The 25957-nt window shown below is 71.2% G+C and carries 19 protein-coding genes; 8 read left to right on the forward strand and 11 right to left on the reverse strand.

Annotation, left to right across the window (positions count from 1 at the left end; all coding sequences use genetic code 11):
- The first annotated feature begins 54 nt into the window (after window positions 1–54).
- On the forward strand, window positions 55–522 hold the full coding sequence (locus tag QFZ50_RS04220; RefSeq protein WP_307082203.1) for an RDD family protein: 468 nt from the start codon (window positions 55–57) through the stop codon (window positions 520–522).
- A 102-nt stretch (window positions 523–624) separates the two neighbouring features.
- On the opposite strand, the gene QFZ50_RS04225 is transcribed toward QFZ50_RS04220, so the two are convergent.
- The 4 genes from QFZ50_RS04225 to QFZ50_RS04240 form a co-directional block, all read right to left on the reverse strand.
- The gene (locus QFZ50_RS04225) at window positions 625–1374 is read right to left on the reverse strand and encodes a DUF4191 domain-containing protein (protein WP_307082205.1); all 750 of its coding nucleotides are present in this window, start codon (window positions 1372–1374) and stop codon (window positions 625–627) included.
- A gap of 88 nt (window positions 1375–1462) precedes the next feature.
- Window positions 1463–2464 (reverse strand): lipoyl synthase, encoded by a 1002-nt coding sequence (gene lipA / locus QFZ50_RS04230; RefSeq protein ID WP_307082207.1) that lies wholly within the window; start codon window positions 2462–2464, stop codon window positions 1463–1465.
- On the reverse strand, window positions 2461–3198 hold the full coding sequence (gene lipB, locus QFZ50_RS04235) for a lipoyl(octanoyl) transferase LipB (protein WP_307082210.1): 738 nt from the start codon (window positions 3196–3198) through the stop codon (window positions 2461–2463). Before lipB ends, lipA begins: the two co-directional genes overlap by 4 nt.
- 9 nt (window positions 3199–3207) lie before the next feature.
- Window positions 3208–3645 (reverse strand): hypothetical protein, encoded by a 438-nt coding sequence (locus tag QFZ50_RS04240; RefSeq protein ID WP_307082212.1) that lies wholly within the window; start codon window positions 3643–3645, stop codon window positions 3208–3210.
- A 137-nt stretch (window positions 3646–3782) separates the two neighbouring features.
- On the opposite strand from QFZ50_RS04240, the gene QFZ50_RS04245 reads away from it, so the two are divergent.
- On the forward strand, window positions 3783–5786 hold the full coding sequence (locus QFZ50_RS04245) for a protein kinase domain-containing protein (protein WP_307082214.1): 2004 nt from the start codon (window positions 3783–3785) through the stop codon (window positions 5784–5786).
- 129 nt (window positions 5787–5915) lie between these two features.
- On the opposite strand, the gene QFZ50_RS04250 is transcribed toward QFZ50_RS04245, so the two are convergent.
- Window positions 5916–6857: a TIGR01777 family oxidoreductase gene (locus tag QFZ50_RS04250; protein WP_307082216.1), complete on the reverse strand. Its 942-nt coding sequence runs from the start codon at window positions 6855–6857 to the stop codon at window positions 5916–5918.
- 136 nt (window positions 6858–6993) lie between these two features.
- On the opposite strand from QFZ50_RS04250, the gene QFZ50_RS04255 reads away from it, so the two are divergent.
- Window positions 6994–10458: a S41 family peptidase gene (locus QFZ50_RS04255; protein ID WP_307082218.1), complete on the forward strand. Its 3465-nt coding sequence runs from the start codon at window positions 6994–6996 to the stop codon at window positions 10456–10458.
- A gap of 103 nt (window positions 10459–10561) precedes the next feature.
- On the opposite strand, the gene QFZ50_RS04260 is transcribed toward QFZ50_RS04255, so the two are convergent.
- From QFZ50_RS04260 to QFZ50_RS04275, 4 genes are all read right to left on the reverse strand, one after another.
- Window positions 10562–10993 carry an OsmC family protein gene (locus QFZ50_RS04260; protein ID WP_307082220.1) on the reverse strand — a complete coding sequence of 144 codons (432 nt, stop codon included), beginning with the start codon at window positions 10991–10993 and terminating at the stop codon, window positions 10562–10564.
- Window positions 10994–11191: 198 nt separating this feature from the next.
- On the reverse strand, window positions 11192–13018 hold the full coding sequence (gene sucB / locus QFZ50_RS04265) for a 2-oxoglutarate dehydrogenase, E2 component, dihydrolipoamide succinyltransferase (protein ID WP_307082222.1): 1827 nt from the start codon (window positions 13016–13018) through the stop codon (window positions 11192–11194).
- Between the two features lie 153 nt (window positions 13019–13171).
- Window positions 13172–14554 carry a dihydrolipoyl dehydrogenase gene (gene lpdA / locus QFZ50_RS04270; RefSeq protein WP_307082224.1) on the reverse strand — a complete coding sequence of 461 codons (1383 nt, stop codon included), beginning with the start codon at window positions 14552–14554 and terminating at the stop codon, window positions 13172–13174.
- A 259-nt stretch (window positions 14555–14813) separates the two neighbouring features.
- A complete protein-coding gene (locus QFZ50_RS04275; RefSeq protein WP_307082225.1) occupies window positions 14814–16361 on the reverse strand; it encodes a leucyl aminopeptidase in 1548 nt (515 codons plus the stop codon).
- Window positions 16362–16545: 184 nt separating this feature from the next.
- Between QFZ50_RS04275 and QFZ50_RS04280 the strand changes: the two genes are divergently transcribed.
- The 4 genes from QFZ50_RS04280 (at window position 16546) to QFZ50_RS04295 (ending at window position 22064) form a co-directional block, all read left to right on the forward strand.
- Window positions 16546–17595, forward strand: a complete 1050-nt coding sequence (locus tag QFZ50_RS04280; RefSeq protein WP_307082227.1) for a proteasome assembly chaperone family protein — start codon at window positions 16546–16548, stop codon at window positions 17593–17595.
- Window positions 17596–17713: 118 nt separating this feature from the next.
- The gene (locus QFZ50_RS04285; protein ID WP_307082229.1) at window positions 17714–19057 is read left to right on the forward strand and encodes an MFS transporter; all 1344 of its coding nucleotides are present in this window, start codon (window positions 17714–17716) and stop codon (window positions 19055–19057) included.
- A gap of 79 nt (window positions 19058–19136) precedes the next feature.
- Window positions 19137–20558, forward strand: a complete 1422-nt coding sequence (locus QFZ50_RS04290; protein WP_307082231.1) for a DUF4192 family protein — start codon at window positions 19137–19139, stop codon at window positions 20556–20558.
- Window positions 20559–20873: 315 nt separating this feature from the next.
- A complete protein-coding gene (locus tag QFZ50_RS04295) occupies window positions 20874–22064 on the forward strand; it encodes an RNA polymerase sigma factor (RefSeq protein ID WP_307086664.1) in 1191 nt (396 codons plus the stop codon).
- A gap of 221 nt (window positions 22065–22285) precedes the next feature.
- Here the strand turns inward: QFZ50_RS04295 and QFZ50_RS04300 are convergent, their stop codons facing one another.
- Entirely contained in the window at window positions 22286–22507 is a 222-nt protein-coding gene (locus tag QFZ50_RS04300) for a DUF7455 domain-containing protein (protein ID WP_104049807.1), read from the reverse strand.
- A gap of 252 nt (window positions 22508–22759) precedes the next feature.
- On the opposite strand from QFZ50_RS04300, the gene QFZ50_RS04305 reads away from it, so the two are divergent.
- Window positions 22760–24868: a DNA gyrase/topoisomerase IV subunit B gene (locus QFZ50_RS04305; RefSeq protein ID WP_307082233.1), complete on the forward strand. Its 2109-nt coding sequence runs from the start codon at window positions 22760–22762 to the stop codon at window positions 24866–24868.
- Between the two features lie 80 nt (window positions 24869–24948).
- Here the strand turns inward: QFZ50_RS04305 and QFZ50_RS04310 are convergent, their stop codons facing one another.
- The gene (locus QFZ50_RS04310) at window positions 24949–25956 is read right to left on the reverse strand and encodes a M56 family metallopeptidase (RefSeq protein WP_307082235.1); all 1008 of its coding nucleotides are present in this window, start codon (window positions 25954–25956) and stop codon (window positions 24949–24951) included.
- Window position 25957 lies beyond the last annotated feature (1 nt).

The following is a 25957-nucleotide window of genomic DNA, read 5'->3' on the forward strand; positions in this document are numbered from 1 at the left end:
ACTTGAGAAGGACTGCGCTACCCACCCTAGCGCCTCCCGCCGGGCGGAGGGATAATGCGGACTCGCCGCTGCCGGTACGCTGGACGGGTGGACAGAAGAGACGTCGGCTCATGGATGGAAGGCCCGCCGCCGTCGGGCGGCCAGGAATGGCCGGGGCAGCGCCTCGGGCGGCCCTCGGAGGGTCCGGGATCCCTGGCGCGGTTCGTGCCGAGGGCAGGCGCTCTCCTCATCGACTGGATCATCTGCTCCCTGATCTCCGCCGCCTTCTTCGGCTACGACGGCTTCGCGACGCTGTACATCTTCCTCGTGGAGCAGGTACTGCTCGTCGGCTTCTTCGGCTACAGCATCGGGCACCGGATCCTGCGGATGCAGGTCCAGACCCTCGACGGCAGGCCCGCCGGGTTCCTGACGGCCCTCATCCGCAGCGTGCTCCTCTGCCTCGTCGTCCCGGCGTTCATCATCGACGCGGACCAGCGAGGACTCCACGACCGGGCGCGTGCCACGGGTCTCTTCCGCATCTAGGCCCGGGCCTCCAGGGCCTCCTGAGCATGGAACGAGCCCCTCCCGATGCGGGAGGGGCTCGTTCCGTAGGGATCTCCGTGCTTCCCCGGTGTGCCTGCGGGATCAGCGTCCGCGCATCGCCTTGCGGTCCGGGCGGGCCTTGAACGGATCCACGCCCTTCGGGATGGGGAGTTTCGTGCCGAGCGCGGTCAGTCGCTTGTCGACCGCGTAGACCTCCTGCTTCGTGAGCGTCTTCTTGAGCTTCTGCACGGTCTTCGGCACCTTGGCGAGCGGGACCTGGCGGTCGTCGCGCCCGGTCTCGATGACGTGGACGGGCACGTTGGGGATGATGCGGGCCATCTTGCGCCTCTCGCCGTCGACGAGCTGCTTGACGCGCGAGGAGGGCCCCTCCGAGACGAGGATGACACCGGGGCGCCCGATGACCCGGAACACCGCATCCTGCGTGCGCGGGTTCACGGCCACCGGCTGCTCCTGCAGGATCCACCCGCGCCGGAGGACGCTGAGGGCCGCGCCGGCCGCGCCGGGCTTCCCCTCGATCTGCGAGAACGCCGCGCGTTCCGCCCTGCGGGAGAGGATGAAGATCGCCGCCAGGAACGCGAGCGGGATCGCGATGATCATCAGCGTGATGACGTTGTTGATCAGGAGACCGACCAGCAGGCCCAGGGCGATGATGCCGACGAAGGCGAGCAGCATGAACCAGACGGCACTCGGGTCGTTGCGCCGGGTCATCTGGAAGACCTCGGTGATCTGCTTCAACCGCCCGGGCTTCTTCGGCCCCTTCCCGGCTTTCGGCGTGCGCGAGAACAACCGGCGCTTGGGCGGGGGACCTGAAGGATCGATCGTGTGCGACATAGTGCTTCGATTCTACGGGATGCGGGGCACTGGACGACGGCGGCATGCTCCGTCGTCCGCCGCCGTCGTGCTGTCGCCGTCGCCCGCCTCAGCCGGCGAGGAGGGAGGATGCCTCCTGGGTCGCCGACCCGGATTCGTCGAGGTGGGCGAGTTCCGGCGGGAGGTCCAGGCCCTTCTTCCGCATGGCGCGCGCCCAGAGGCGGCCGGCGCGGTAGGAGGACCGGACGAGCGGTCCGCTCATGACGCCGAGGAAGCCGATCTCCTCGGCCTCCTCGCTGAGTTCGATGAACTCGCCGGGCTTGACCCAGCGGTCCACAGGGAGGTGGCGCTCGCTCGGCCGGAGGTACTGCGTGATCGTGATGAGGTCGCACCCGGCGGCGTGCAGGTCCCGGAGCGCCTCGGAGATCTCCTCGCGCGTCTCACCCATGCCGAGGATCAGGTTGGACTTCGTGACCATTCCGCGGTCGCGGCCCTGCGTGATCACGTCGAGGGAGCGCTCGTAGCGGAACGCCGGGCGGATGCGCTTGAAGATCCGCGGCACCGTCTCGACGTTGTGCGCGAACACCTCGGGGGCGGCATCGCAGATCGCCGCGATGTGCTCCGGGCGGCCGGAGAAGTCGGGGATGAGGATCTCCACCCCGGTGCCGGGATTCATGCTGTGGATCTGCCGGATCGTCTCGGCGTACAGCCAGGCTCCCTCGTCGGGCAGGTCGTCGCGGGCGACGCCGGTGACGGTGGCGTAGCGCAGGTTCATGGACTGGACGGACTGGGCAACCTTGAAGGGCTCGCTCCTGTCCAGCGGCTGCGGCCTGCCCGTGTCGATCTGGCAGAAGTCGCACCGCCTCGTGCATTCCGAACCGCCGATGAGGAAGGTGGCCTCGCGGTCCTCCCAGCACTCGAAGATGTTGGGGCAGCCCGCTTCCTCGCAGACGGTGTGCAGCCCCTCCTTCTTCACGAGGTTCTTCATCGCGACGAATTCCGGCCCGATGTTGACCTTGGCCTTCATCCAGTCCGGCTTGCGCTCGACCGGCGTCTCGGCGTTGCGCGCCTCGATGCGCAGCAGGCGGCGACCCTCGGGTGCAAGGCTCACAGTGAAGCTCCTTCTGGCTGGGTGTCCTGGGCCGGGCCGGAGGAGCCGGCGGCGGCCGTGCCTGGCCGGGCGGCGTCGGTCCCGACGCCGCCCACCAGTACCGCTTCATTGTCGCGTAGTCCGGCCTCGATCAGCGACACGATCCGCGCGGGCTCCACCGTCCGCCCGTATTCGGCGGAGATGGACGTGACCCCGGCGTCGCTGATGCCGCACGGGACGATCTGCGCGAAGGGGGCGAGGTTGTTGCTGCAGTTGATCGCGAAGCCGTGCATCGTCACGCGGTCCTTCACGCGGATGCCGATCGCCGCGATCTTCCGCGCCGGTCGGTCGTCCGCGGCCGCGAGCCACACACCGGAGCGGCCCTCGATCCTGATGCCGTCGATGTCGAAGTGGCGCAGTGCGACGATGATGATCTCTTCGAGGGTGTGCACGTACTCGGCGACCCGCGCCGGGTCGCGCAGGGCGAGGATCGGGTAACCCACCAGCTGCCCGGGGCCGTGCCAGGTGAGTTTCCCCCCGCGGTCCACGGGCACGACGGGCGTGCCGTCGAAGGGCCGTTCGTGGTCCTCGGTACGCTTGCCCGCCGTGTACACGGCGGTGTGTTCCAGGAGGAGCACGGTGCTGGGCGCGGAGCCGCGGACCACCTGCTCGTGCAGTGCCCTCTGCATCTCCCAGCCCTGCGTGTACTCGACGTAGTCCGGAGCGAGGCCGACGCGCGACAGCACAAGAGTCATGGGGCAAGCCTAGTCCTGTCCGCCGACACCTCCCGCCCGGGCCGGGGCACGCCGGGCCGGTCCGCCTGCGGGGAGCGGGCCCGGCCGGGTGGCGGCACCGTCGCCCGGCAGGTCGAAGGTGGTGCCGAGCCTCACCAGCCGCCAGCCGCTGCCGGCCCGTCGCACCTCGAAGTGCAGGACGGGGGAGACAGGAGTGGACTGGGCCCGGAACCGCCAGAAATCGGCCGTGAACGCGCGGGTGGGCGGGTGGTCGTCCGGATGACGGGGAGCGACGGGCAGCGCACGCCAGGTGGACCAGTGGAGGCTCTCCCCGACGACTCGCCAGAGGGATCCACGCCAGCGCAGGGCGAGTGGTCGCGGACCGTGCGCGGCGGCGTCGAACGTGACGGTGACCGGTTCGTCGAGCGACCGCCAGCCACCGGCCGGGTCGGAGGGGGTGGGGTCCATGGCATACCTGTTCCGCCGTCGTCTGGGACTATCAAAAATAGAACAGGTGTTCTAGTGATGCAAGCGTTTCCGGGACGGGAGCCGATCGGCCTGTGGATAACGGACGGTCCTCGGGCCCGGTGCTCTAGAACTGGTGCATGACAGATCCCGCACGGGCACAGCGCACCGGGAGGACTGCGCCCGGAAGCCCCGAGAGAGTGGATCCCGCCGGGCCGCAGGACGCACCGGGAACCGCGGGGCCGGACGAGGACGGTGACAGGCCGGCCGCTGCCGGCCTGCGCGTCGGCCGGCTGCTGGGGCGGGGCGCCACCTCCGCGGTCTGGCTCGTGACGGACGACGGAGGGAGACCGTTCGCACTGAAGGTGGCACGGCATCCGACGCCGGCGCGGCGGGCGGCATCCGCCCAGCATGCCGTCCCTCCACAGCCGGCGGTCGCCGGAGGGCGGCGCGCGCGGCGGGCGGCGGATCCGCAGGCTTCGACGGCGCGACCGCTCGAGCCCGGGGACCCCCGCGGTGGCCTTCGGGGTGTGCCGCCGGCGGAGGACGGACCCCGGCAGCAAGCGCCAGGGCGCGGCGGTGGGTCGGTCGGCCTGGAGCAGGAGTCACGGCTCCTGCAGAGATTCGCCCATGAGCACCTGCTCCGGGTGCACCGCGTGGTCGATACGGACCGGGGTCCGGGCCTGCTGATGGACCTGGCCAAGGGAGGATCCCTGCTGGGCCTCGTCACGAGCCGCGGACCGCTCCCCATCCCGGAGGTCGTGACCGTGCTGGCCCCCGTGGCGCAGGTGCTCGACCACCTGCACGGCGCCGGCGTGCTGCACGGCGACGTGGCGCCCGCGAACATCCTCCTCACACACGAGGGGAAACCGCTGCTCGGTGATCTCGGGACCAGCATGCTCCTCGGGTCGGCACCCGGAGTGGTGGAGGGGACGCCCGGCTTCCTCGATCCTGCGCGGCAGGGATCCTTCGATGCAGGGTCGGACGTGTTCGCGCTGGCAGCCGTGGCCTGGTTCGCGCTGACCGGGCGCGTCCCGGGTCCCACCGAGCAGAGGCCGCCCCTCGCCCTGATCGTGCCCGAGGTGCCACCGCAGCTCATGCGGCTCATCGAGGACGGGCTCGGCGCAGACCGGGGCCGCCGGCCGACGGCCGACGAGTTCGCCCGCACCCTCCTGGCGAGCGCCGTGCCGGCACCCGTCGACCTGGTGTCCGTGGTCCACGCCAGTGTCCTGCCCGAGTTGCTCACGCGGCGCACGGACGCCACGGCCGCCCCGGCGTCACGCTGGGAACGCACGACCCGCCGCATGAGGGCACCGAGGTCGCCGTCCGGACACACCCCGACGCGCCGTCCGGCCGACCCGTCTCGTGCCCGGCGCAGCCGGGCTGCCGCCGGCCGACCGGCGCGCGCCGGCGGACGGACCGGGCCACGACCCGATGGGCGGCCTCGGGGAAAGCTCGCACTGATGGCCGGCCTGACCGCCGCCGTGCTCCTCGTGACGGGTATCGCGCTCACCTTCGACGGCGTCGGGACGACGGGCGCGATCCCCGACGGTCGGACACCCGCGGGGCAGGCGGAGCGCTCGGAGGAGGCCGAGCGGCGGAATGCCCGACAGGGCGACGGGGACCTGGGCGGACGCCGCCAGGAGGCCGGCCGGACCACGTCCGGGGCTCCCGCCGACGCCCGGGACGCGGAGGATCCGCTCACGGCCCTGGGCACCCTCGCGGCTCGTCGCGCGGCAGCGTTCGCCACGGCGGACCCGGCCGTCCTCGTGGACGTCGACGTCGAGGGCTCGCCGGCCATGGCCGCGGACCGGGACGCCGTGGCCGCGCTCGCCGGCTCGGGCCGGGCACTCCGTGACCTGTCGATCGAGATCGGGGACCCGGCGGAGGTGACCGGCGCCGGCCTCGTGGCGCTGCATGCGGTCGCCGCACTCCCCGCGGTCGCGGCACCGCCGGCCGCGACCGACGTGGCCGTCGTCAGGGCGACGGCAGCCCTCTCCTCCTACACGGAGGCGACCCTGCTGCCGCGCCCCGGCGACCCTCCTGGTCCGGTCATGGCAGCGGGACGGCAGGAGCTCGTGTTCGTCCTCTGGCGGTCCGAGGCGGGCTGGCGGATCCACTCCGTCGTGTCGCCGCCGGGGTGAGATCCCGCTGCGCAGCCGACGACGTCCGGGACGTCCGGGCAGCGGACTCCGCGGCGGCGTTCTTCTCCTCGGCGGTCTTCCCGGTGACGGCGCGGTGCACCCAGTCGGTGTCGGCCAGTCGACGTCGGGCTAGTCGGTGGCGGTCGTCCCGGCGGCGTTCTTCTCCTCGGCGGTCTTCCCGGTGACGGTGCGGTGCACCCAGGCGGCGAGTGCCTCCGGAGTGGGCTCGTCGAAGGAGAAGCCCGCGGCCGCCAGGGCGCGTGGCTCCATCCGGGCGCTGACGAGCAGGAGCTCCCGACCGAGCTGTCCGATGGTGGCCGTCAGGATGGCTCCGGGGACGCGGAACCAGACCGGCCGGTGGAAGGCCCTGCCAAGCTGCAGGGTGATCGTATCCAGCGTGGCCGGCGCCGGTGCGTTCAGGTTGACGGGACCCGAGAGGGGAGCGGTGAGGAGGAACTCGAGGGCGCGGACCTCGTCGTTCAGGCTGATCCAGGGCCACCACTGGCGGCCGGAACCCAGGGCGGTGCCGGCGAACAGGCGGATGGGGATCAGCAGGTTCGGCAGGGCCCCGCCTTCCTTGGCCATCACGATGCCGGTCCGTGGCAGGACGACGCGGACACCGTCGGGCGCGCGGAGGGCCTCGGCCTCCCAGCGCCGGCAGATGTCGGCCATGAGGGTGTCGCCCGATGCCGATGACTCGGTCAGCACGTCGTCGCCGCGGTCCCCGTAGTAGCCGGACGCCGACTGGCTGATGAAGACCTCGGGCGGGCTCGCAGCCCGCCGCATGGCCTCGACGAGGGTCCTGGTCGGCAGGATGCGTGACGCGTAGAGCGTCTCCTTGTAGCTCCTCGTCCAGGGGCTGCCGGCGATGCCCGCCCCGGAGAGGTTGATGACGGCATCCGCCCACTCCACGGCGTCGACATCCAGGTCACCGGCCGAGGGATTCCACCGGATCTCCTGCGGACCCTTGGGCGTGCGGCGGACGAGGCGCCGGACGTCATGGTCCTGCTGGAGGTGGCGGATGAGGGCTGTTCCGATGGTCCCGGACGCGCCGGCGAGGAGGATGCGCATGGCACCATCGAACCACTTGCGATCCCCGAAGGGTACCGGGCGCGTCCGTCGCGGACCGGACGACCGCCGGTCGGGGCGGACGGGGCCGGCGTGGCAGGCACGCCGGCCGCTGCGGCGCCGTGGCTAAGATCGTCCAATGGGCTCAGATTATCTCCGCTTCCCGCACCTGCACGGTCACCGGGTCACCTTCGTCGCCGAGAACGATGTGTGGGTGGCCCCCCTCGGCGGAGGGCGCGCGTGGCGGATCTCCGCCCTGCAGCTCGCCGCGAGGAATCCGCGCTTCTCGCCCGACGGGTCGACCATCGCCTGGACCGTCGTCCAGGGTGGGGCGCCCGAGGTGGTGGCCGCCGACGTCGAGGGCGGGAACTTCCGCCGGCTCACGTACTGGGGACATCAGAGCACCCGCGTGAAGGGCTTCACCGCGGCAGGCGAGGTCCTGGCCACGAGTGCCTTCCGCCACGAGGATTCACGGCTGGGCTGGGCCTATCGCGTGCCGCTCGACGGGTCCTCGCAGACCGTGCTCCCGTACGGGCCCGTGGACACGATCGTCGAGGGTCCCGGCGACGACGCCGGGAGGCCCGTGGTCATCGGCAGCGTCCTGACGCGGGAGCCTGCCTGGTGGAAGCGCTACCGGGGCGGGACCGCCGGCAAGTTCTGGATGGACTCGGACGGGAAGGGGGAGTTCGAGCGGTTCCTGCCCGAGCTCGACGGCAACCTGAGCGATCCCATATGGGTGTCCGGCCGTGTCGCCTTCCTGTCCGACCACGAGGGCCACGGCAACCTCTACTCCGTCGACGGCCGGGGTGCCGACCTGCGCCGGCACACGGACCACGACGAGTTCTACGTACGCCACGCGAGTACGGACGGCACCGGCGTCGTCTTCGAGTCGGCGGGCCGGCTCTGGCACCTGCCGTCCCTCGAGGAGGACGCCGTCCGTCTGGAGATCACGCTGGGTTCGGCGTCGACGGCGCGGCGGCCGCTTCCCCTGCAGGTGGAACGGCACCTCGCCGCCGCGGTGCCGACGGCCGACGGGTCCGCGTCGATCGTCGAGGCGCACGGGACGCTGCACTGGCTGACCCACCGGGACGGGCCGTCCCGCATCGTCGAGGCCGCCCCCGGCGTCCGCGCGCGCCTCGGCCGACCCGTGGACGACACGCGCGTCGCCTACGTCGCGGACCGGGACGGAGAAGATGCCCTCTATGTCCGCGACGTCTTCGCCCACGCCGGCGGCGTCGAGGCGGCTGAGCAGGCAGGGCGGGACGACGCGGGAGCCGCCGGATCCGCAGGACACACCGGGCAGCGGGAGAGCGGCGATCCGACGGCGGACGGCGAGGCAGCGGTGCTCGAGGCGCAGGGATCGGGAGCCCCCGACGCCCTGCAGCGCATCACGTTCGAGGGACGCTTCCGGGCCTCGGCGCTCGCCGTCAGCGCGGACGGCGCCCGGATCGCCGTGGCATCGGAGACCGGCGCCCTGGACCTCGTGACGCTCTCCACCGGGGAGCGCCGGAGGATCGCGTCGACCGAGCACGGGCTGATCGAATCGGTCACCTTCTCGCACGACTCGGCCTGGCTCGCCTGGGCCGAACCGGTGGCGCAGGAGGGCACGCGCTGCCGCATCCGCCTCACCCGCGTGGGGGTAGCGGGGGCAGGGGAAGCGACCGGCGATGCCGTCACGGCGACCACCGACGGGCCCGGCATCCACGACGTCACCGACGGGCGGTTCCGTGACTGGTCACCCACCTTCACCCGCGACGGCAGGTACCTCGCGTTCCTCTCGGATCGAAGCTTCGATCCCGTGTACGACACCCACCGCTTCGACCTGAGCTTCCCGGCGTCGACGAAGCCCTTCCTCGTGGCGCTCGCCGCGGACACGCCGTCCCCGTTCGGGCCGAACGCGGCGCCCGCGGGCACGGCCGGAGCACAGGGTGCTGCGCGGGCCGCGGCAGGCGCCCCGGAGGAGACTCCCGTGCCCGTCGTCGTCGATCCCGCCCTCCTGATGGCGCGCACCATCGCGCTGCCCGTCGCCCAGGGCACCTACGACGACCTGCGGGCGGTGGACGGCGGCCTGCTCTGGACCGCCGGCGAGATCGGTGGCATCACGGGGGACGGCCGTGCCTCCTCGTCCGCGGAGGCGTCACCGCGGCGGCTCGAGCGTTTCGACCTCGCCCGCCGGAGCGTGGAGGTCCTCGCGACGGAGATCGACGCCTACGAGGTCAGCGGCGACGGTGCGACGGCGGTGTTCACCGCAGGGAAGACGGTCACGGCGATCCCCACCGACGGCAGGACCGACGCCGATTCGCCGAAGCGCACAGGGGTGGCCCTCGAGCGCATCCGCGTCACGCTCGACCCCGTCCGTGTCTGGCGGCAGGCGTTCGAGGAGGCCTGGCGGCTGCAGCGCGACTTCTACTGGACGGAGGACATGGCGGGCATCGACTGGGACGGCGTCCGGGAGCGGTACCTGCCGATCGTCGACCGCCTCGGCACCCACGACGACCTCGCCGACCTGCTGTGGGAACTGCACGGCGAACTCGGCACGTCCCACGCCTACGTCGCGCCTGCACTCGTGACCGAACCCGGCGGCCACCAGGGCTTCCTCGGCGCGGACCTGGCCCCCGCGGACGGCGGGTGGCAGGTCACGCGGGTCTTCGACACGGAGTCCTCCGATCCCCAGGCCGTCTCCCCGCTCAGCGCTCCGGGCGTCGGGGTCCGCGCCGGGGACGTGATCGAGGCAGTCGACGGCGTCCCGGTGCCCGCCGCCTTCGGCCCGTCCGTGCTCCTGACGGGTGCCGCCGGAGTAGCCGTCGAGCTCACCGTGCGGTCCGGTGCCGGGGACTCCCCGGGATCCGAGGGGTCGCGCCGCAGGGTCGCGGTCGTCCCGCTCCGCAGCGAGGAGCGCCTGCGCTACCAGAACTGGGTCGCCGCGAACCGGGCGGCCGTCCAGCAGGCGTCCGGCGGCCGCTTCGGGTACCTCCACATCCCGGACATGGTCGCCCACGGCTGGGGCCAGCTGCACCGCGATCTCGACCGCGAGACCGCCCGCGACGCCCTCGTGGTGGACGTGCGCCGCAACCGGGGCGGTCACACGTCCCAGCTCGTGGCCGAGCTGATCGGCCGCCGCGTCGCGGCGTGGTCCATGCCGCGTGACGAAGCGCCCGGCACGTACCCGGCACACGCGCCCCGCGGGCCGGTGGTCGTCCTGACCGACGAGTTCGCGGGGTCGGACGGCGACATCATCACCCAGGTGGCGAAGCTGCGGGGGATCGGCCCGGTGATCGGCACGAGGACGTGGGGCGGGGTGATCGGCATCGACGGGCGGTTCGCACTCGCGGACGGCACGGGCGTCAACCAGCCACGGTACGGCTTCCACGTGACGGGCGGGGTGGGCTGGGACATCGAGAACCACGGCGTGGACCCGGACATCGAGGTCCCGTTCCCTCCGCAGGCCTATCGGGCCGGCACGGATCCGCAGCTCGACCGCGGGGTGGAGATCCTGCAGGGGATGCTCACCGGGACCCCCACGGACGTGGCCCCCGCGAAGGAGGGCTACCCGTCGCGCCGGCCCGGGCCCCTGCCACCGCGGCCGCAGGACCTCCGCGGCTGACCCCGGGTCCGCCCGGGCTCGCGGGTCCACGCAGGACGAAGGGCCCCGGACGCTGTGTCCGGGGCCCTTCGTGTCCGTCAGGACCCCCCTGTGGAGGGCGGGATCAGCCCTGCAGGGTGGCCGTCAGCGAGATGTCCTTCACGCCGGCGAGGGCCTGCGAGACGGGGCAGCCTTCCTTGGCGGCCTGCGCCACGCGCTGGAAGTCCTCCTCGGACAGTCCCGGCACGGTCGCGTCGAGCGTCAGCCGGATCGCCGTGATGCCGGTGCCCGGCTGGAAGTCGACCTCCGCCTTGGTCTCCACGCGCTCGGGCGTCTTGCCCTCTTCGCCGAGGGCGTGGCTGAAGGCCATCGAGAAGCACGCGGAATGCGCGGCCGCGATGAGCTCCTCGGGGCTCGTCTTGCCGCCCGACTGCTCGGCGCGCGCCTTCCAGGTCACGTCGTAGCTGCCGAGGCCGGACGAATCGAGCGTCACCTGACCCGAGCCGGAGGGAAGATCGCCACTCCAGACGGTGTGGGCTGTGCGAACGGTAGCCATGGTTCTCCTTGCTGTCGGACGGACGCGGGGATCGCATCCGGTACTTCACCCCCATCCTAGGGAGGGCCGGGACGGAGTTCCATCGGCGGCCGGCTCAGCGGGGCCGCCGCTCGGGCGGGAGACGGTCCGCCCACCGGATGCACAGGAGCCGCCCCCCGTCCGGGGAGCGGCTCCTGTGGTCGTGCCGGTGGTCGCGTCCTAGAGGCCGAGGTCGGCCTCGAACGCGCCGCCTTCGAGCCGTGCCTTCAGCGTCTGCAGGAAGCGGCCCGCGTCGGCGCCGTCCACGAGGCGGTGGTCGTACGTGAGGCTGAGGTACATCATCGACCGGATGGCGATGGTGTCGTCGCCGTCGACGCCCGTGATCACCACGGGACGCTTGACGATGATGCCCGTGCCGAGGATGCCGACCTGCGGCTGGTTGATGATCGGGGTGTCGAAGAGGGCGCCGGCAGATCCGATGTTCGTGATCGTGAAGGTGCCGCCCGAGAGCTCGTCGGGACCGATCTGGCCGTTGCGGGTGCGTGCTCCCACATCGGCGATCTTCTTGGCCAGGCCGCCGAGGTTCAGGTTCCCGGCGTCCTTGATGACGGGGACCAGGAGTCCCTTCTCGGTGTCGACCGCGATCGCGAGGTGCTCGGCATCGTGGTACGTGACCTCCTTCTTCTCCTCGTCGAAGGACGCATTCAGCTTCGGGTGCTGCTTGAGCGCCTCGGTGACGGCCTTCGAGATGAAGGGGAGGAAGGTGAGCTTCGCACCGTTCTGCGCCTGGAACGAGTCCTTCGAGGCGGTCCGCAGCTTCGCGATACGCGTCATGTCGACCTCGATCACCTGCGTGAGCTGGGCGGAGACCTCGAGCGATTCGCGCATGCGCTTGGCGATGGTCTGCCGGATGCGCGGGGCCTTCTCGACCGTGCCGCGCAGCTTCGAGGGCTCGACCGCGGGAGCGGCCGGCTTCGACGGTGCGGCAGGGGCGGGTGCGGCAGGAGCCGCCGCGGCTGCCGGCTGGGTCGCCTGTGCCTTGCGGGCCTCCGCTGCCTCGAGGACGTCCTGCTTGCGGATGCGTCCACCGACGCCGGTGCCCTTGACGGTCGAGAGGTCGACGTCGTTCTGGTTCGCCAGGCGGCGGACGAGCGGCGTCACGTAGGAGGCGTCCGATCCTGCCGACTCGCTGCTGCCGGAGTCCGAGCCGGCGGACGGCGCGGGCTCCTGGGCTGCGGGCTCCTGGGCTGCGGGCTCCGGGGCGCCGCTCGCGTCGTCGTCGGGCTCGGACGTGCCCGAGGCCCGTCCGGCTTCCTGGTCGGCGCCGGGCTTCTCGGTCGGGGCGTCGTTGCGCTCCTCGGCCGGGGCGGCGACGAGGGGCTCGCCGGAGGCGGCCTCGACCTTCTTGGGTGCCGCGGCACCGGACCCGATGACGGCGAGGACGGCGCCGACCTCGGCGGTCTCGTCCTCGTTGACGCGGATCTCCTGCAGCGTGCCGGCGACGGGGGAGGGGATCTCGGTGTCGACCTTGTCGGTGGAGACCTCGAGCAGTGGCTCGTCGACCTCGACGTCGTCGCCGACGGCCTTCAGCCACCGTGTGACGGTCCCCTCGGTGACGCTCTCGCCCAGGGCGGGGAGGGTGACCTCGGTACCCTCGCCGGAGCCGCCGGACGCATCGCCCGACGAGTCGTCGGACGCGCCGGCCGCGGGCTGGGACGGCTCGGGAGCGGCCTCCGGCTCGGGGGCGGCTTCGGGCTCGGCGGGAGCTGCAGGGGCCGCGGCACCGGAGTCGCTCTCACCGGAGCCGGAGCCGTCGCCGATCCGTACGAGGGGGGCGCCGACCTCGGCGGTCTCGTCCTCGGCGACCAGGATCTCCTCGATGACGCCCGCGATGGGTGAGGGGATCTCGGTGTCGACCTTGTCGGTGGAGACCTCGAGCAGCGGCTCGTCGACCTCGACGCGGTCACCGACGGACTTCAGCCAGCGGGTGACAGTGCCTTCGGTGACGCTTTCACCGAGAGCGGGCAAGTTCACGGATTCAGACATAATGCGCCCGTTTCTCCTTTGTAGATCGTTCCTGGCAGCTGGTCGACGAGCGTGGCCCGCTCAGCTGGACGTGCTTGGATTTCCTGCTTCCGAGCTTAGTCCACGCCTTCACGGCGTGGACCAGGCCCTTCGGTGATGCCCGGCGCGCTTGCCTCAGCCGTGCAGCGGCTTGCCGGCGAGTGCGAGGTGGGCCTCGCCGAGGGCCTCGTTCTGCGTCGGGTGCGCGTGGATGAGCGGGGCGACGTCCTCGGGGTATGCCTCCCAGTTGACGATGAGCTGCGCCTCGCCGATCTGCTCGCCCATGCGGCTGCCGAGCATGTGGACGCCGACGATCGGGCCGTCCTTCTCCCGGACGAGCTTGACGATGCCACCGGTGCCGATGATGGAGCTCTTGCCGTTGCCGGCGAGGTTGTACTCGTGGGTCTCGACGCGGTCGTCGCCGAACTTCTCGCGGGCGGCCTTCTCGGTGTAGCCGACGGAGGCGATCTCGGGGTCGCTGTAGGTGACCTTGGGGATGTTGATGTCGGCGACGACGACGGGCTTGAGGCCGCCGATCTCCTCCGCCACGAAGATGCCCTGCTGGAAGCCGCGGTGGGCGAGCTGCAGGCCGGGGACGATGTCGCCGATCGCGTAGATGGTGCCGACGCCGGTGTGGAGACGCTCGTTGGTGATCACGAAGCCGCGGTCCATGGTGAGGCCCGCCTCCTCGTAGCCGAGGTCCTGGGTCACGGGTCCGCGGCCGACGGCGACGAGCATGAGGTCCGCCTCGAAGGTCTTGCCGTCCTCGAGGGTGACGACGACGCCGTCGTCGTTCTGCTGGACCGCCTTGAAGCGCGTCCCGGTGTTGAACTTGATCCCGCGCTTCTTGAACGCCCGCTCGAAGTTCTTCACGATCGAGGCGTCCTCGTTGGGGACGAGCGACGGGAGGGCCTCGATGATGGTGACGTCCACGCCGAAGGACTTCCAGACCGACGCGAATTCGCAGCCGATGACACCGCCGCCGAGGATGACCGCGGTCTTGGGGACGAAGTCCATCTTCAGGGCCTGGTCCGAGGTGATGACCTTGCCGCCGATCTCCAGGCCGGGGAGGCTGCGGGAGAAGGAGCCGGTGGCGAGGATGATGTGCTTGCCGGTGTACACGGTGCCGTCGACGTCGATGGTGTTCTGCGACGCGAGCCGGCCGGCGCCCTCGATGACCGTGATGCCCTTGGACTTGATGAGTCCCTGCAGTCCGCGGTACTTGCCGGCGATGATGCCGTCCTTGTAGGCGTTGACCGCGTTCATGTCGATCGACTCGAAGCTGGCCTTCACGCCGTACTTCTCGGAGTCGCGGGCGCCGTCGGCGATCTCGGCCGAGTGCAGGAGGGCCTTGGTGGGGATGCAGCCGTTGTGGAGGCAGGTGCCGCCGAGCTTGCCCTTCTCGATGAGTCCTACTGTGAAGCCCAGCTGCACCGCGCGGAGGGCCGCAGCGTATCCGCCACTGCCTCCACCGAGTACCAGGATGTCGAATTCTTGCGCAGTTGCCGCTTCGGCCACTTGAACGCTCCCTCGCGTGGTCTGTTGACGCGCCGGGCGCGTCGATTGATGAATCGTTGGCTGTTGCGGTCGCGGTGCGGTCGCAGGTGCTTGTGCTCTCGTTTTTCACCCTATCCCCACACGCAGCAAGCATCCAGCCGAACTCCCTGTCGTGTGCGCCATAGTGCCGTGATGTGCGCAGTGTCACGTTGAGCCTGTGCCGGGGGTGGAACGGGACGGGACGGGAGGGGCGCCGTGCCGGGCACGGCGCCCCGTCCGGCTAGAGGGTGCGGGCGAGGACGTCCTCGACGTAGGCGAGCAGCGTCCGCACGCCGACGCCGGTCCCGGCCTTCGGCGTGTAGCCGTAGGGTGCGCCCTCGTTGAAGGCGGGTCCGGCGATGTCCAGGTGCGCCCACGGGATCTTCTCGCCGTCGACCTGGCCGACGAACTCACGGAGGAACACGGCGGCGGTCATCATGCCGCCGTTCCGCTCACCGATGTTGGCGATGTCCGCGACCTGCGACTCGAGGCTGGCGCGGAGCTCCTCGGGCAGCGGCATGGGCCAGAACTGCTCGCCGGCGCGGTCGGCGGCGGCCTTCACGGCGTCGCGCACCCCGTCGTCGCCCATGACACCGGAGACCCGCGTCCCGAGCGCGATCATCTGGGCGCCGGTGAGGGTCGCGATGTCGATGATGGCGTCGGGCGACTCCTCGCTCGCCGCGGCGAGGCCGTCCGCCATGACGAGGCGGCCCTCGGCGTCGGTGTTGAGGACCTCGACGGTGCGCCCGCCGTAGATCGACAGGACGTCCTCGGGGCGCTGTGCCGAGCCCGAGGGCATGTTCTCGGCGAGGCAGAGCCACGCGGTGACCTTCGCGGGCAGGCCCAGTTCGGCGACGGCGAGGAGCGTGGTAAGGACGACGGCGGCGCCGGCCATGTCCAGCTTCATGGTCTGCATGCCGGCGGCCGGCTTCAGCGAGAGTCCGCCCGAGTCGAACGTGATGCCCTTGCCCACGAGGGCAAGGTGCACGGCGGACTTGGCGGGCGAGTACTCGACCTTCACCATGCGCGGCGGCCGGGTGGATCCCTTGCCGACGCCGAGGATGCCCCCATAGCCGTCGCGCTCGAGGCGCTTCTCGTCCATCACCGTGATCTTCACGGGAAGACCGCGGGAGAGTTCCTTCGCCGCTTGGGCGAAGGTCTCCGGGTAGAGGTGGCTGGGCGGCTGGTTGACGAGCGAGCGGGTCGCGTTGACGTTCTTGCCGAGGACGACGGCACGCCGGAACGCCGGGGCGAGGTCGGCGTCGTCGGCCGCCTGGGTGTGCACGACGACGTTGCGGACCGCGGCCCTGTCCGTCGAGGGTGCGACGGTGCCGTCGGGCGTCAGGCCGGACTTGTGGCCCTCGTAGCTGTAGGCGCCGAAGGCGGCACCCTCGGCGACGGCGGTCGCGGCGTCCACGGTCGCGGCCGGCAGGGCGAGGACGACCGTGTCGAGGCCGTTCAGCTGGCGCACGGCCGCACCGGCGGCGCGGCGCAGCGTCTCCGGGGCGAGCGCCTCGTCCGGCGCGGCGGCGCCGACGCCGGAGAGCACGAGCGAATCGGCACCGGTCTCGGGGAGCCCGGGGAGGCGGCGCACCTCGTCGGCGGCGCCGGTGATCCCGAGGACCTGGAGGCTGTCGCCCAGTGCGCGTGCGGCCTTGGCCGGCAGGGGGCTCTCGAGCAGGACCGGCCCGTCCGTCCCCTTCGCGACCGCGATCACGAGGGCATCGCTCGGAATCTTCTTGAGGTCCTTCGCGGAGGCGGTCAGGTGTAGTTCGGTCGTCTTGATCACGGAATCTGTCTCCTCGTGTCCGGCTGGGTTGTCCAGATGCAGCATCACTGGTGGTCCCGGTATCTGGTGGTCCGGGAACCGTCCTGACGATCGTAGTCCGTGCGGCGTCGCGCATTCTCCTCCCGGAATGAAGCCGGCGCCGGTGGTGTTCATATCAGCAGGACCACACTGTCAGGAGAGAGCCATGCTGGATCCACGAACCCTGTACAACATCGACGCCGCCGTCTTCGAGGACCCCGCGAGCCGGGGCCTGCCCCTGCTCGTGAGCCTCACGGGCTTCATGGACGCAGGCCATGTCGTCTCGCAGGTCAGCGAGGAGCTGCTCGAAATCCTCGACCACGACCTGGTGGCCGAGTTCGACGCCGACCAGCTCATGGACTACCGCGGCCGCCGCCCGAAGATCACCTTCGCCGAGGACCACCTCACGGACTACCAGCCGCACCGGCTCGAGCTGCACCGCCTCTACGACGGCCTCGGGGAACCCTTCCTGTTCCTCACAGGTGTGGAACCGGACCTCCAGTGGGAGCGGTTCGCGAGCGCCGTCGTCGGCCTCGTCGAGGAGCTTGAGGTACCGATGACGTCATGGATCCACGCGATCCCGATGCCGGTCCCGCACACGCGGCCCATCGGCGTGACGCTGCACGGCAACCGGTCGGACATCATCGACGGGATGAACGCCTGGCGTCCCACCGCCGAGTTGCAGGCGTCCATCGGCCACGTCCTCGAACTGCGCCTCATCGAGGCGGGGCACGACGTCGTCGGGCACGTCATCCACGTGCCGCACTACCTCGCCGAAGCCGAGTACCCGCCCGCCGCCGTGGCCGGGCTCGAATACCTGGGCGCGACCGCGCGCCTGGTGCTGCCGACGGACCGGCTGCGCGAGACGGGGCGCGACGTCGAGCGCCAGATCGCACGCCAGGTCGGCAACTCCGCGGAGGTGCAGTCGGTGGTCGCGTCGCTCGAGAAGCGCTACGACGAGTACGCCGACGGTGCTGAGCGCAGGTCGCTCCTCGTGAAGGAGAACAGCGAGCTGGCGAGCGCGGAAGAGCTCGGTGCCGCCGTCGAGGCGTACCTCGCCAGCCCGCAGGCCGAGGAGGAGTCGACGCTCCTGTGGGACACGGAGTTCACCGGCACCACTCCCATCGACTACGCGCCGCACGGTGAGGGGCAGGAAGGCCGCGCCGGCCGGACGGCACCGGAGGGCCAGGACGAGGACGGGATCCCCGGCGCCTGATCGGCCCGGACCGCGGGTCCGTCGGCACCGAGGAGACCGTCCGCATCCGTGAGGCCACCCGCGGACAGGCTCCGCCGTCCCTTCCGGCCGGGGTCCTCCGTTCCGCGATAATGGGCAGGTGAATTCTTCGAGGGCTCTCCTGGTCTGGGCGGCGGGGGTCGCGGCCTATCTGGTCGCGGTGACGCAGCGCACCACCTTCGGGGTGGCGGGGCTGGAGGCCACCGACCGCTTCAGCGCGTCCGCGTCGCAGCTGTCGATCTTCACCGTGGTGCAGCTGCTCGTCTACGCGGGCCTGCAGGTCCCGGTGGGCGTGCTGGTGGACCGGTGGGGTCCGCGGGTCCTGATCGTGGCCGGCGGGATCCTCATGGCGCTGGGCCAGGTGCAGCTGGCGTTCGCCGATTCGGTCGGCGCCGGCATCGTCGGGCGCCTGTTCGTGGGCGCCGGGGATGCGACGACCTTCATCAGCGTCCTGCGACTGCTGCCCGCGTGGTTCGAGCCGCGGCGCATCCCGGTCCTCACGCAGTGGACCGGGATCGTCGGCCAGCTGGGGCAGATCGTGTCGGTCATCCCGTTCGTGGCGCTGCTCTCGACCTACGGGTGGCAGCCGGCGTTCCTCGCGGCCGCGGCGCTCTCGGTGGTCGCCGTCGTCCTCGCCGTCGCCGTGATCAGGGACTCGCCCCTCGCCGGGAGCGAGCGCGCCGCGCAGACCCTGCGGCAGACCGGGACGTCCCTCGCGGAGGCCTGGAAGCAGCCGGGTACGCGCCTCGGCCTCTGGTCGCACTTCACCATCCAGTTCCCGGGCACGGTCTTCGTGCTCATGTGGGGCTACCCCTACCTCGTGCGGGCCGAGAAGGTCGGCGAGGGTGCCGCCTCGGCCCTGATGACCCTGTTCGTGGCGGTGGGCATCGCCTGCGGGCCCTTCCTCGGACGCTACGTGGGGCGGCACCCGCTGCGGCGCTCCACGATGGTCCTCGCGATCGCCGCGCTGATCACGGGCGCGTGGCTCGCCGTGCTGCTCTACCCGGGACCCGCGCCGCTGCCGCTGCTGGTCCTGCTGGTGGTCGCCCTGGCCGTCGGCGGACCGGGGTCGATGATCGCGTTCGACTTCGCCCGCACCTTCAATCCCGCGGCGCGGATGGGGACGGCCACGGGCATCGTCAACATCGGCGGTTTCATGGCCTCCCTGCTGTCGATGTTCGTCATCGGCGTCGTCCTCGACGTACTCCTGGGCAGCGGTTACTCCCGGGGCGACCTCTATGCCCTCCACTCCTTCCGTCTCGCCATGGCCGCGCAGCTCGTCGTCCTCGCGGTCGGGGTGGTCGCCGTCCTCGTCGCGCGTCGGAGGGTGCGACGGCGCATGGCGGAACAGGGTGTCGTGGTACCGCCGCTCCGCGAGGCCCTGGCCCGCGAGCGCCGGCGGCGCCGCGACACGAGGGTCGCCCGGAGGGGCCGCGCCGGCTAGACGACGCGCCGGGTGCCGGTTGTCCACATAGGACGCCGGCAGCGGGCCGCGCGCCGGCAAGGGGAGCAGGCTGGCCTGCATGACATCCTCGACGAGCCGCCCCTCCGGCCGGCCACAGCCCCGCTCCGTCGCGGTCACCTCGCCGGCGGACATCCTGTCCTACGTACCCCACGCGCTCGGGTTCATGCCCGCCCACAGCCTCGTCGTGCTGACCACCGCCGGCCGGCGGCTGGGTGCCACCCTCCGGGTGGACCTGCCGCCGGACGGCGCGGACCCGCTCGCGTTCGCCGAGGGAGTGCTCTCGTTCCTGGACGGGGACACCGATGCGGACGGCACTCTCCTGATCGTGTACAGCGGGGAGGAATGGCGGCGGTTCGCGCCGGCGCCGCACCAGGCTCCAGTACTCGCCCTCGAAGCCGTCCTCGAGCTGGCGGGCCTTCCCGTCCGGGGCGGCTGGTTCGTCGCCCCGGCCGGCTGGCGGGACTACTTCTGCAGGGACGACGACTGCTGTCCCTGGCCCGGCCAGTCCCTCGACACGGTCACCTCCAGTGCCCTCAACGCCGAACTGGTCTTCGGCGGGAGTGCGTTCGACGCGTCGGCGCCGGCCGCCGTCGTCCGTTCCGCCCCGGCGGTAGCAGTGGGCGGCCGGACCGCGGAGGCCGAGCGCCACGCCGTCGAGGACGCGCAGGCCCACGTCGCCGCGTGCTGCGCCGGCCGCTGGACCTCCCCGCGGCAGTTCCGCGCCACCTCGGCCGCCTGGGACGCCGTCCTGGCACTGCAGGACGACTTCGACACGCGTGCCGATCCCGAGGTCGCCGGATTCCTGCTGGCGAGCATCGAGTCGCGGGCCGTCCGCGACTTCCTGCTCGTGAGCGCCTGCCTGGGCTCGGCCACCGCCCTCGGCGGTGCGGCGGCATCCGGCGTGTTGGACGGGGGTGGATCGCGAGGGGCGCTGGGCCCGGAGGCGGAGCGGCCGGGCGGGAACCCGCCGCCGACCCTGCCCGCCGTGCGGGGTTCCCGGAGCGCGGGGAAGGTCCTGAGGTCCGTCCGGGAGGAGGCGCGGGCAGCCTCTGCGCCGCAGACTCCTCCGGATGCCGCCGGGGAGGGGCTGTCCCCGGAGCCGGTCAGCGGGGCCGACTCCGCGCTGGTCTACGCCGATCTCCTCGCCGGACGGTTCACGGGAGAGATCGCCTGGCATCGCGTGGACGCGATGACGGGGGTCCTCGCCCGGCTGGCGGCGGTGTCCGACGGCGAGTCACGGGCCGCGGCGCTGACGATGTCCGCGTGGTTCGAATACGCGCGCGGGCGGGGGTCCCGCGCGGCCGTGTTCCTCGACGCCGCCGAACAGGCCGTACCCGGGTACAGGCTCGCCCGGCTGCTCTCCGAGCTCCTGCGCCGCGGCGGGCTGCCGGCCTGGGCCCGGCGGCGCTCGACCGCCTGGACCGCCGACGCCGCGAAGGCCCCGCCCGGCGCGGCAGGAGGCGCCCTGCAGGGGCGATGAGGCGGCTGTGGACGGGGGAAAAGAGCCCGGTCCTGATTTCCGGCGGGCGGGCCGGCGTGAGACAATGGAGGTCGAGACCCGGTTGGGTCCGTGCATCAGAACACACCGAGCATCACCGTGACGGTCTCCGCCCGAGGGCGGATCCGACGGGAATAGCGAGGGCCGCGGGATCGTTCCTACAGGGACCCGATCTCGCCGGACAGCTCTGATAATCAGCACGGGCTTGACAGGGTCATAGTGGTGTTGTCCCTCTGATGGCACCGCACACCGCCGTATGAAAGGTTTTCTGTGCCGGTCAAGAAGACAGCAGCACCGGTGTCGCCAGACGCCGGTACCACCACTACCAAGCGACGGGTAGCGGCCAAGAAGCCTGCCACGAAGGCGGCTTCCTCCGCCGCGGCCGCGAAGGCTTCGACCTCGGACGCCCAGGGTTCGGTGGACACTCTCGATGCGGCCGACCCGACGGTCGACGCCGCCGCGGACGTCGATCCCGAGGACCTCAAGCCCGAGGCCGCCGAAGTCGGCACGACCACCGGCTTCGTGTACTCCGACGCCGACGACGACGACGCCCCTGCCCAGCAGGTCGTCTCCGCGGGTGCCACCGCAGACCCCGTCAAGGACTACCTGAAGCAGATCGGCAAGGTCGCCCTGCTCAACGCCGAGCAGGAAGTCGACCTGGCTCTCCGCATCGAGGCGGGGCTGTTCGCCGAAGAGAAGATCGCGGCCGATCCGGACATGGACCCGAAGCTCAAGCGCGAGCTCGAGTTCGTCATCCACGACGGCAAGCGGGCGAAGAACCACCTTCTCGAGGCGAACCTGCGCCTCGTCGTATCGCTGGCCAAGCGGTACACCGGGCGCGGCATGCTCTTCCTCGACCTCATCCAGGAAGGCAACCTGGGGCTCATCCGTGCGGTCGAGAAGTTCGACTACACGAAGGGCTTCAAGTTCTCCACCTACGCCACCTGGTGGATCCGCCAGGCCATCACCCGCGCGATGGCCGACCAGGCGCGAACCATCCGCATCCCCGTGCACATGGTCGAGGTCATCAACAAGCTCGCCCGCGTGCAGCGCCAGATGCTGCAGGACCTCGGCCGGGAGCCCACGCCCGAGGAGCTCGCCCTCGAGCTGGACATGACACCCGAGAAGGTCGTCGAGGTCCAGAAGTACGGCCGCGAGCCCATCTCGCTGCACACGCCCCTCGGCGAGGACGGCGACTCGGAGTTCGGTGACCTCATCGAGGACTCCGAAGCGGTCGTGCCGGCCGACGCCGTGAGCTTCACGCTCCTGCAGGAGCAGCTGCACTCGGTGCTCGACACCCTCTCCGAGCGCGAGGCAGGCGTCGTCGCCATGCGCTTCGGCCTCACCGACGGGCAGCCGAAGACGCTGGACGAGATCGGCAAGGTCTACGGCGTGACCCGCGAGCGGATCCGGCAGATCGAGTCGAAGACGATGTCCAAGCTCCGCCACCCCTCGCGGTCCCAGGTCCTGCGCGACTACCTGGACTGAGCCGGACGCCACGGGAGACCTTTTCCTGCAGGGCCCTTCCTCCGGGAGGGCCCTGCGGCGTCTCCGGACACGGCGGCGCGGCGTTCCGGGCCCGCCGACCGGCCCCGGTGCCCCCGGAACGCGGAAAGGCCCCCTCCTGTGGAGGGGGCCTTTCCGTAGGTCTCAGCGCCTGTACACGGGGCGCCTGGTAGGAAGTGTGAGGGGTCCGCGTCCTGCGATGGTCAGTCGGCGACGACTGCGGGCTTCTCGTGAAGCCGCTGTGTCTCGTCCTGCCACTCCGACGTGAGCGGCTTCAGGTTTGCTTCGACGGCACGCGCGTGGTGGCCGCAGAACAGAAGCTCTCCACCGGAAGACTGAAGGACAGCCCGCACATAGGCCTGGGCACCGCATCGGTCACAGCGGTCAAGGGCCGTTAGTTCGCGAGTTGCTACTGCAGTGGTCATGAGTGTCTCCTCCTGTGGATCGTGTACTCATATAACCACTATTCGTCGGCGGCCCTTCCCAGGCTGGGTCTTCTTTCGCTCCGGGCGTACGAGGGGTATGGGACGTGCCGCGACGCTCGCCGGGGCGTCGGCCCGCGCCTGGCGGTCGCTGTCGGTACCCGGCAATAGACTGGAGTTCCCCCCTTCCCTCCGAACACACTCTCCGGCGCCTGTGCCGGCGCGTGCCCGTTCCGCCAAGGAGAATGCATCACCGTGACACCTCCCACTTCGGACTACACCGCCCGGCACCTCTCGGTCCTGGAGGGCCTCGAGGCGGTGCGCAAGCGCCCCGGCATGTATATCGGGTCCACCGATTCGCGCGGCCTCATGCACTGCCTCTGGGAGATCATCGACAACTCCGTGGACGAGGCCCTGGCAGGGTACGGCCAGAGCATCACGGTGATCCTGCATGCGGACGGCTCGGTGGAGATCCACGACGACGGCCGGGGCATCCCGGTGGACATCGAGCCCAAGACCGGCCTGACCGGGGTGGAGGTGGTCTTCACCAAGCTGCATGCCGGCGGGAAGTTCGGCGGGGGCTCCTACACCGCCTCGGGCGGTCTCCACGGCGTGGGGGCGAGCGTCGTCAACGCGCTGTCCTCCCGGTTGGACGTCTTCGTCGACCGCGGCAGCAAGACCTACGCCATGTCCTTCCGCCGGGGGGAGCCCGGCGTGTTCAAGGACGCGAGGACGCCGTCGCCGACGTCGTCGTTCGAACCGTTCCTCGACGGCTCCCGCCTGGAGGTCGTCGGGACGGCCAAGCGGGGTGTCACCGGCACGCGCATCAGGTACTGGGCCGACCGCCAGATCTTCACGCCCGACGCCGCCTTCTCCTACGAGGAACTGCAGACCCGTGCGCGGCAGACGTCGTTCCTGGTGCCCGGCCTGCGCATCACCCTCCGGGACGAGCGCAAGCTCCCGGGCACGCCGGGGGAGTCCGGGCCGGTCGAGGAGGTCTTCCAGCACGACGGCGGCATCTCCGAGTACGCCGAGTTCCTGGCGCTCGACCCAGCGGTCACGGACGTCTGGCGCTTCCAGGGCTCGGGCCGCTTCAAGGAGTCCGTCCCCGTCCTCGACGACCGCGGACACAGCCGGATGGCCGAGGTGGAGCGGGACTGCGACGTCGACATCGCCCTGCGCTGGGGTATCGGCTACGAGACGACGGTGCGCAGCTACGTGAACATCATCGCGACGCCGAAGGGCGGAACGCACCAGACCGGCTTCGAGCAGGCCCTGCTGAAGACCTTCCGCAAGGTCATCGAGGCCAATGCGCGGAAGCTGAAGGCGGGTAGCGACAAGATCGAGAAGGACGACGTCTTCGCTGGCCTGACGGCCGTCCTCACGGTCCGCCTGGCCGAGCCGCAGTTCGAGGGACAGACGAAGGAGATCCTCGGCACCTCGGCGGTCAAGGCCATCGTGGGGAAGGTCGTCGAGAAGGAGCTGCAGGCACGCCTGTCCTCCTCCGCGCGCAACGACAAGGCGCAGTCGGCGCTGCTGCTCGAGAAGGTCGTCGCCGAGATGAAGTCGCGGATCTCCGCGCGGGTGCACAAGGAGACGCAGCGGCGCAAGAACGCCCTCGAGACCTCCACGATGCCGGCCAAGCTCGCCGACTGCCGCATCGACGATCCGGAGCGCTCCGAACTGTTCATCGTCGAGGGCGACAGCGCGCTCGGCACCGCGAAGAACGCCCGGTCCTCCGACTACCAGGCGCTCCTGCCGATCCGCGGCAAGATCCTGAACGTGCAGAAAGCCTCGGTGGGCGACATGCTGTCCAACGCGGAGTGCGCGGCCCTCATCCAGGTGATCGGGGCCGGGTCGGGGCGGAGCTTCCAGCTCGACGCCCGCCGGTACGGCAAGGTCATCCTGATGACCGACGCCGACGTGGACGGCGCCCACATCCGCACGCTGCTCCTCACCCTGTTCTTCCGGTACATGCGTCCGCTCGTCGAGGCCGGCCGGGTCTACGCCGCCGTCCCGCCGCTGCACCGCGTGGAGGTGATCAACGGCGGCTCGAAGGCCAACGAGATGATGTACACCTACTCGGAGGCCGAACTGACGCGCCTGCTGGCCGCGCTGGAGAAGAAGGGCAAGCGGTACAAGTCCCCGATCCAGCGGTACAAGGGACTCGGCGAGATGGACGCCGACCAGCTCGCGGAGACCACCATGGACCCGCGGCACCGGACCCTGCGGCGTGTCCGCATCCAGGAGGCCGAGTCCGCCGAGAGCGTCTTCAACCTCCTGATGGGCAGCGACGTGGCGCCACGCAAGGACTTCATCATCGCGGGAGCCGCATCCCTGGACCGGGACCGCATCGACGCCTGACGGGCCGTTCCGTCAGCGCTACGGAGAGCGGTTCGAGCCGCGACCGTCCGCGGATGACGCCCGCCCGGACGCGGTGCTGCTCAGCCGAGCAGTTCGGGGACCACCAGCAGCACCGGCGGGACCACCAGGAGCATGCCGGCGGTGGACAGGGCCAGGCTCTGCTGGAGGCGGCTCAGCGGCGGCAGGGGTGTGAGCAGCCGGCGCAGCCGGTGTGCCGTCGACTCCGCGTCGGCGATCCCACCGGTCACGTCGGCCCCGTGCGGCGTTGCTCCGTGCCGGCCCCGCTCGGACAGGGGCTCTGCGAGGGGGTCGTCGAGCTCCTCGCGCGAGGGCGGGAGCGCGCCGGAACCGACGATGGCGATGGCGCGTACGAGGGTCGGCTCGTCCACGTGCCGCAGGGCCTCGTCGTCCGCGAGCATCTCGATCAGTTCGCTCACCGCGCGCTGGGCGAGCTGCGACGTCGGGAGCCAGGGCAGCGCCGCACGCCAAGCGGCGAAAGCCCAGAGCAGCAGGTGGTGGCGCTGGTGGAGGTGCGCATTCTCGTGCGTGAGGACCGCATCGAGCTCGGCCCGGCTGAGCAGGTCCATGAGGCCGTCCGACATGACCGTCACCGAGCGTGCCCCGCCCGGGAGGCAGTAGGCCACCGGCGCGGGATGGCTGATCACGAGCGTGGCGGGCTGGTCGGCGGCGGGGGAGCTCAGCAGGGTGAGCATGTCCCGGTGGCGGCGGCGCTGGCGGCGGATGCGCACGAAGGTCAGCGCCAGGGTGAACAGGAGGTGGCCGAACAGCAGGGTCGCCGCGCTGATCGCGAAGACGTGGATGACGCCGAGGGTCGCCGCGGAGTCGTCATCGAGCAGGATGCCGACGAAGCCCCTCGACGCCGAGACGAGGTTGTCGCCGAGTGGTTCGAGGCCCCACACGAGCATCGCGCCGATCATCGACAGTCCGCCCGCGAGGGCGATCGACTGCCAGAGCACCATCGCTGTGAAGGGCGCGCGGGCGGGCCAGGAGGCGCGCGAGAGCGCGATGGGAGCGGGCCACGCGAGGATGATCGCGAGTGCCGCGAGCAGGTACGAGGCCCAGAACACC

Origin of the sequence: Arthrobacter agilis (genome assembly GCF_030816075.1) — a bacterium.
GTDB classification, from domain to species: domain Bacteria; phylum Actinomycetota; class Actinomycetes; order Actinomycetales; family Micrococcaceae; genus Arthrobacter_D; species Arthrobacter_D agilis_E.

What these genes read in the sequence shown, in the direction of transcription:
- QFZ50_RS04220 (WP_307082203.1), top strand. Translation starts at nt 55, where the DNA reads ATGCGGACTCGCCGCTGCCGGTACGCTGGACGGGTGGACAGAAGAGAC.
- QFZ50_RS04225 (WP_307082205.1), bottom strand. Translation starts at nt 1,374, where the DNA reads ATGTCGCACACGATCGATCCTTCAGGTCCCCCGCCCAAGCGCCGGTTG.
- lipB (WP_307082210.1), bottom strand. Translation starts at nt 3,198, where the DNA reads ATGACTCTTGTGCTGTCGCGCGTCGGCCTCGCTCCGGACTACGTCGAG.
- QFZ50_RS04240 (WP_307082212.1), bottom strand. Translation starts at nt 3,645, where the DNA reads ATGGACCCCACCCCCTCCGACCCGGCCGGTGGCTGGCGGTCGCTCGAC.
- QFZ50_RS04245 (WP_307082214.1), top strand. Translation starts at nt 3,783, where the DNA reads ATGACAGATCCCGCACGGGCACAGCGCACCGGGAGGACTGCGCCCGGA.
- QFZ50_RS04250 (WP_307082216.1), bottom strand. Translation starts at nt 6,857, where the DNA reads ATGCGCATCCTCCTCGCCGGCGCGTCCGGGACCATCGGAACAGCCCTC.
- QFZ50_RS04255 (WP_307082218.1), top strand. Translation starts at nt 6,994, where the DNA reads ATGGGCTCAGATTATCTCCGCTTCCCGCACCTGCACGGTCACCGGGTC.
- QFZ50_RS04260 (WP_307082220.1), bottom strand. Translation starts at nt 10,993, where the DNA reads ATGGCTACCGTTCGCACAGCCCACACCGTCTGGAGTGGCGATCTTCCC.
- sucB (WP_307082222.1), bottom strand. Translation starts at nt 13,018, where the DNA reads ATGTCTGAATCCGTGAACTTGCCCGCTCTCGGTGAAAGCGTCACCGAA.
- QFZ50_RS04280 (WP_307082227.1), top strand. Translation starts at nt 16,546, where the DNA reads ATGCTGGATCCACGAACCCTGTACAACATCGACGCCGCCGTCTTCGAG.
- QFZ50_RS04290 (WP_307082231.1), top strand. Translation starts at nt 19,137, where the DNA reads ATGACATCCTCGACGAGCCGCCCCTCCGGCCGGCCACAGCCCCGCTCC.
- QFZ50_RS04300 (WP_104049807.1), bottom strand. Translation starts at nt 22,507, where the DNA reads ATGACCACTGCAGTAGCAACTCGCGAACTAACGGCCCTTGACCGCTGT.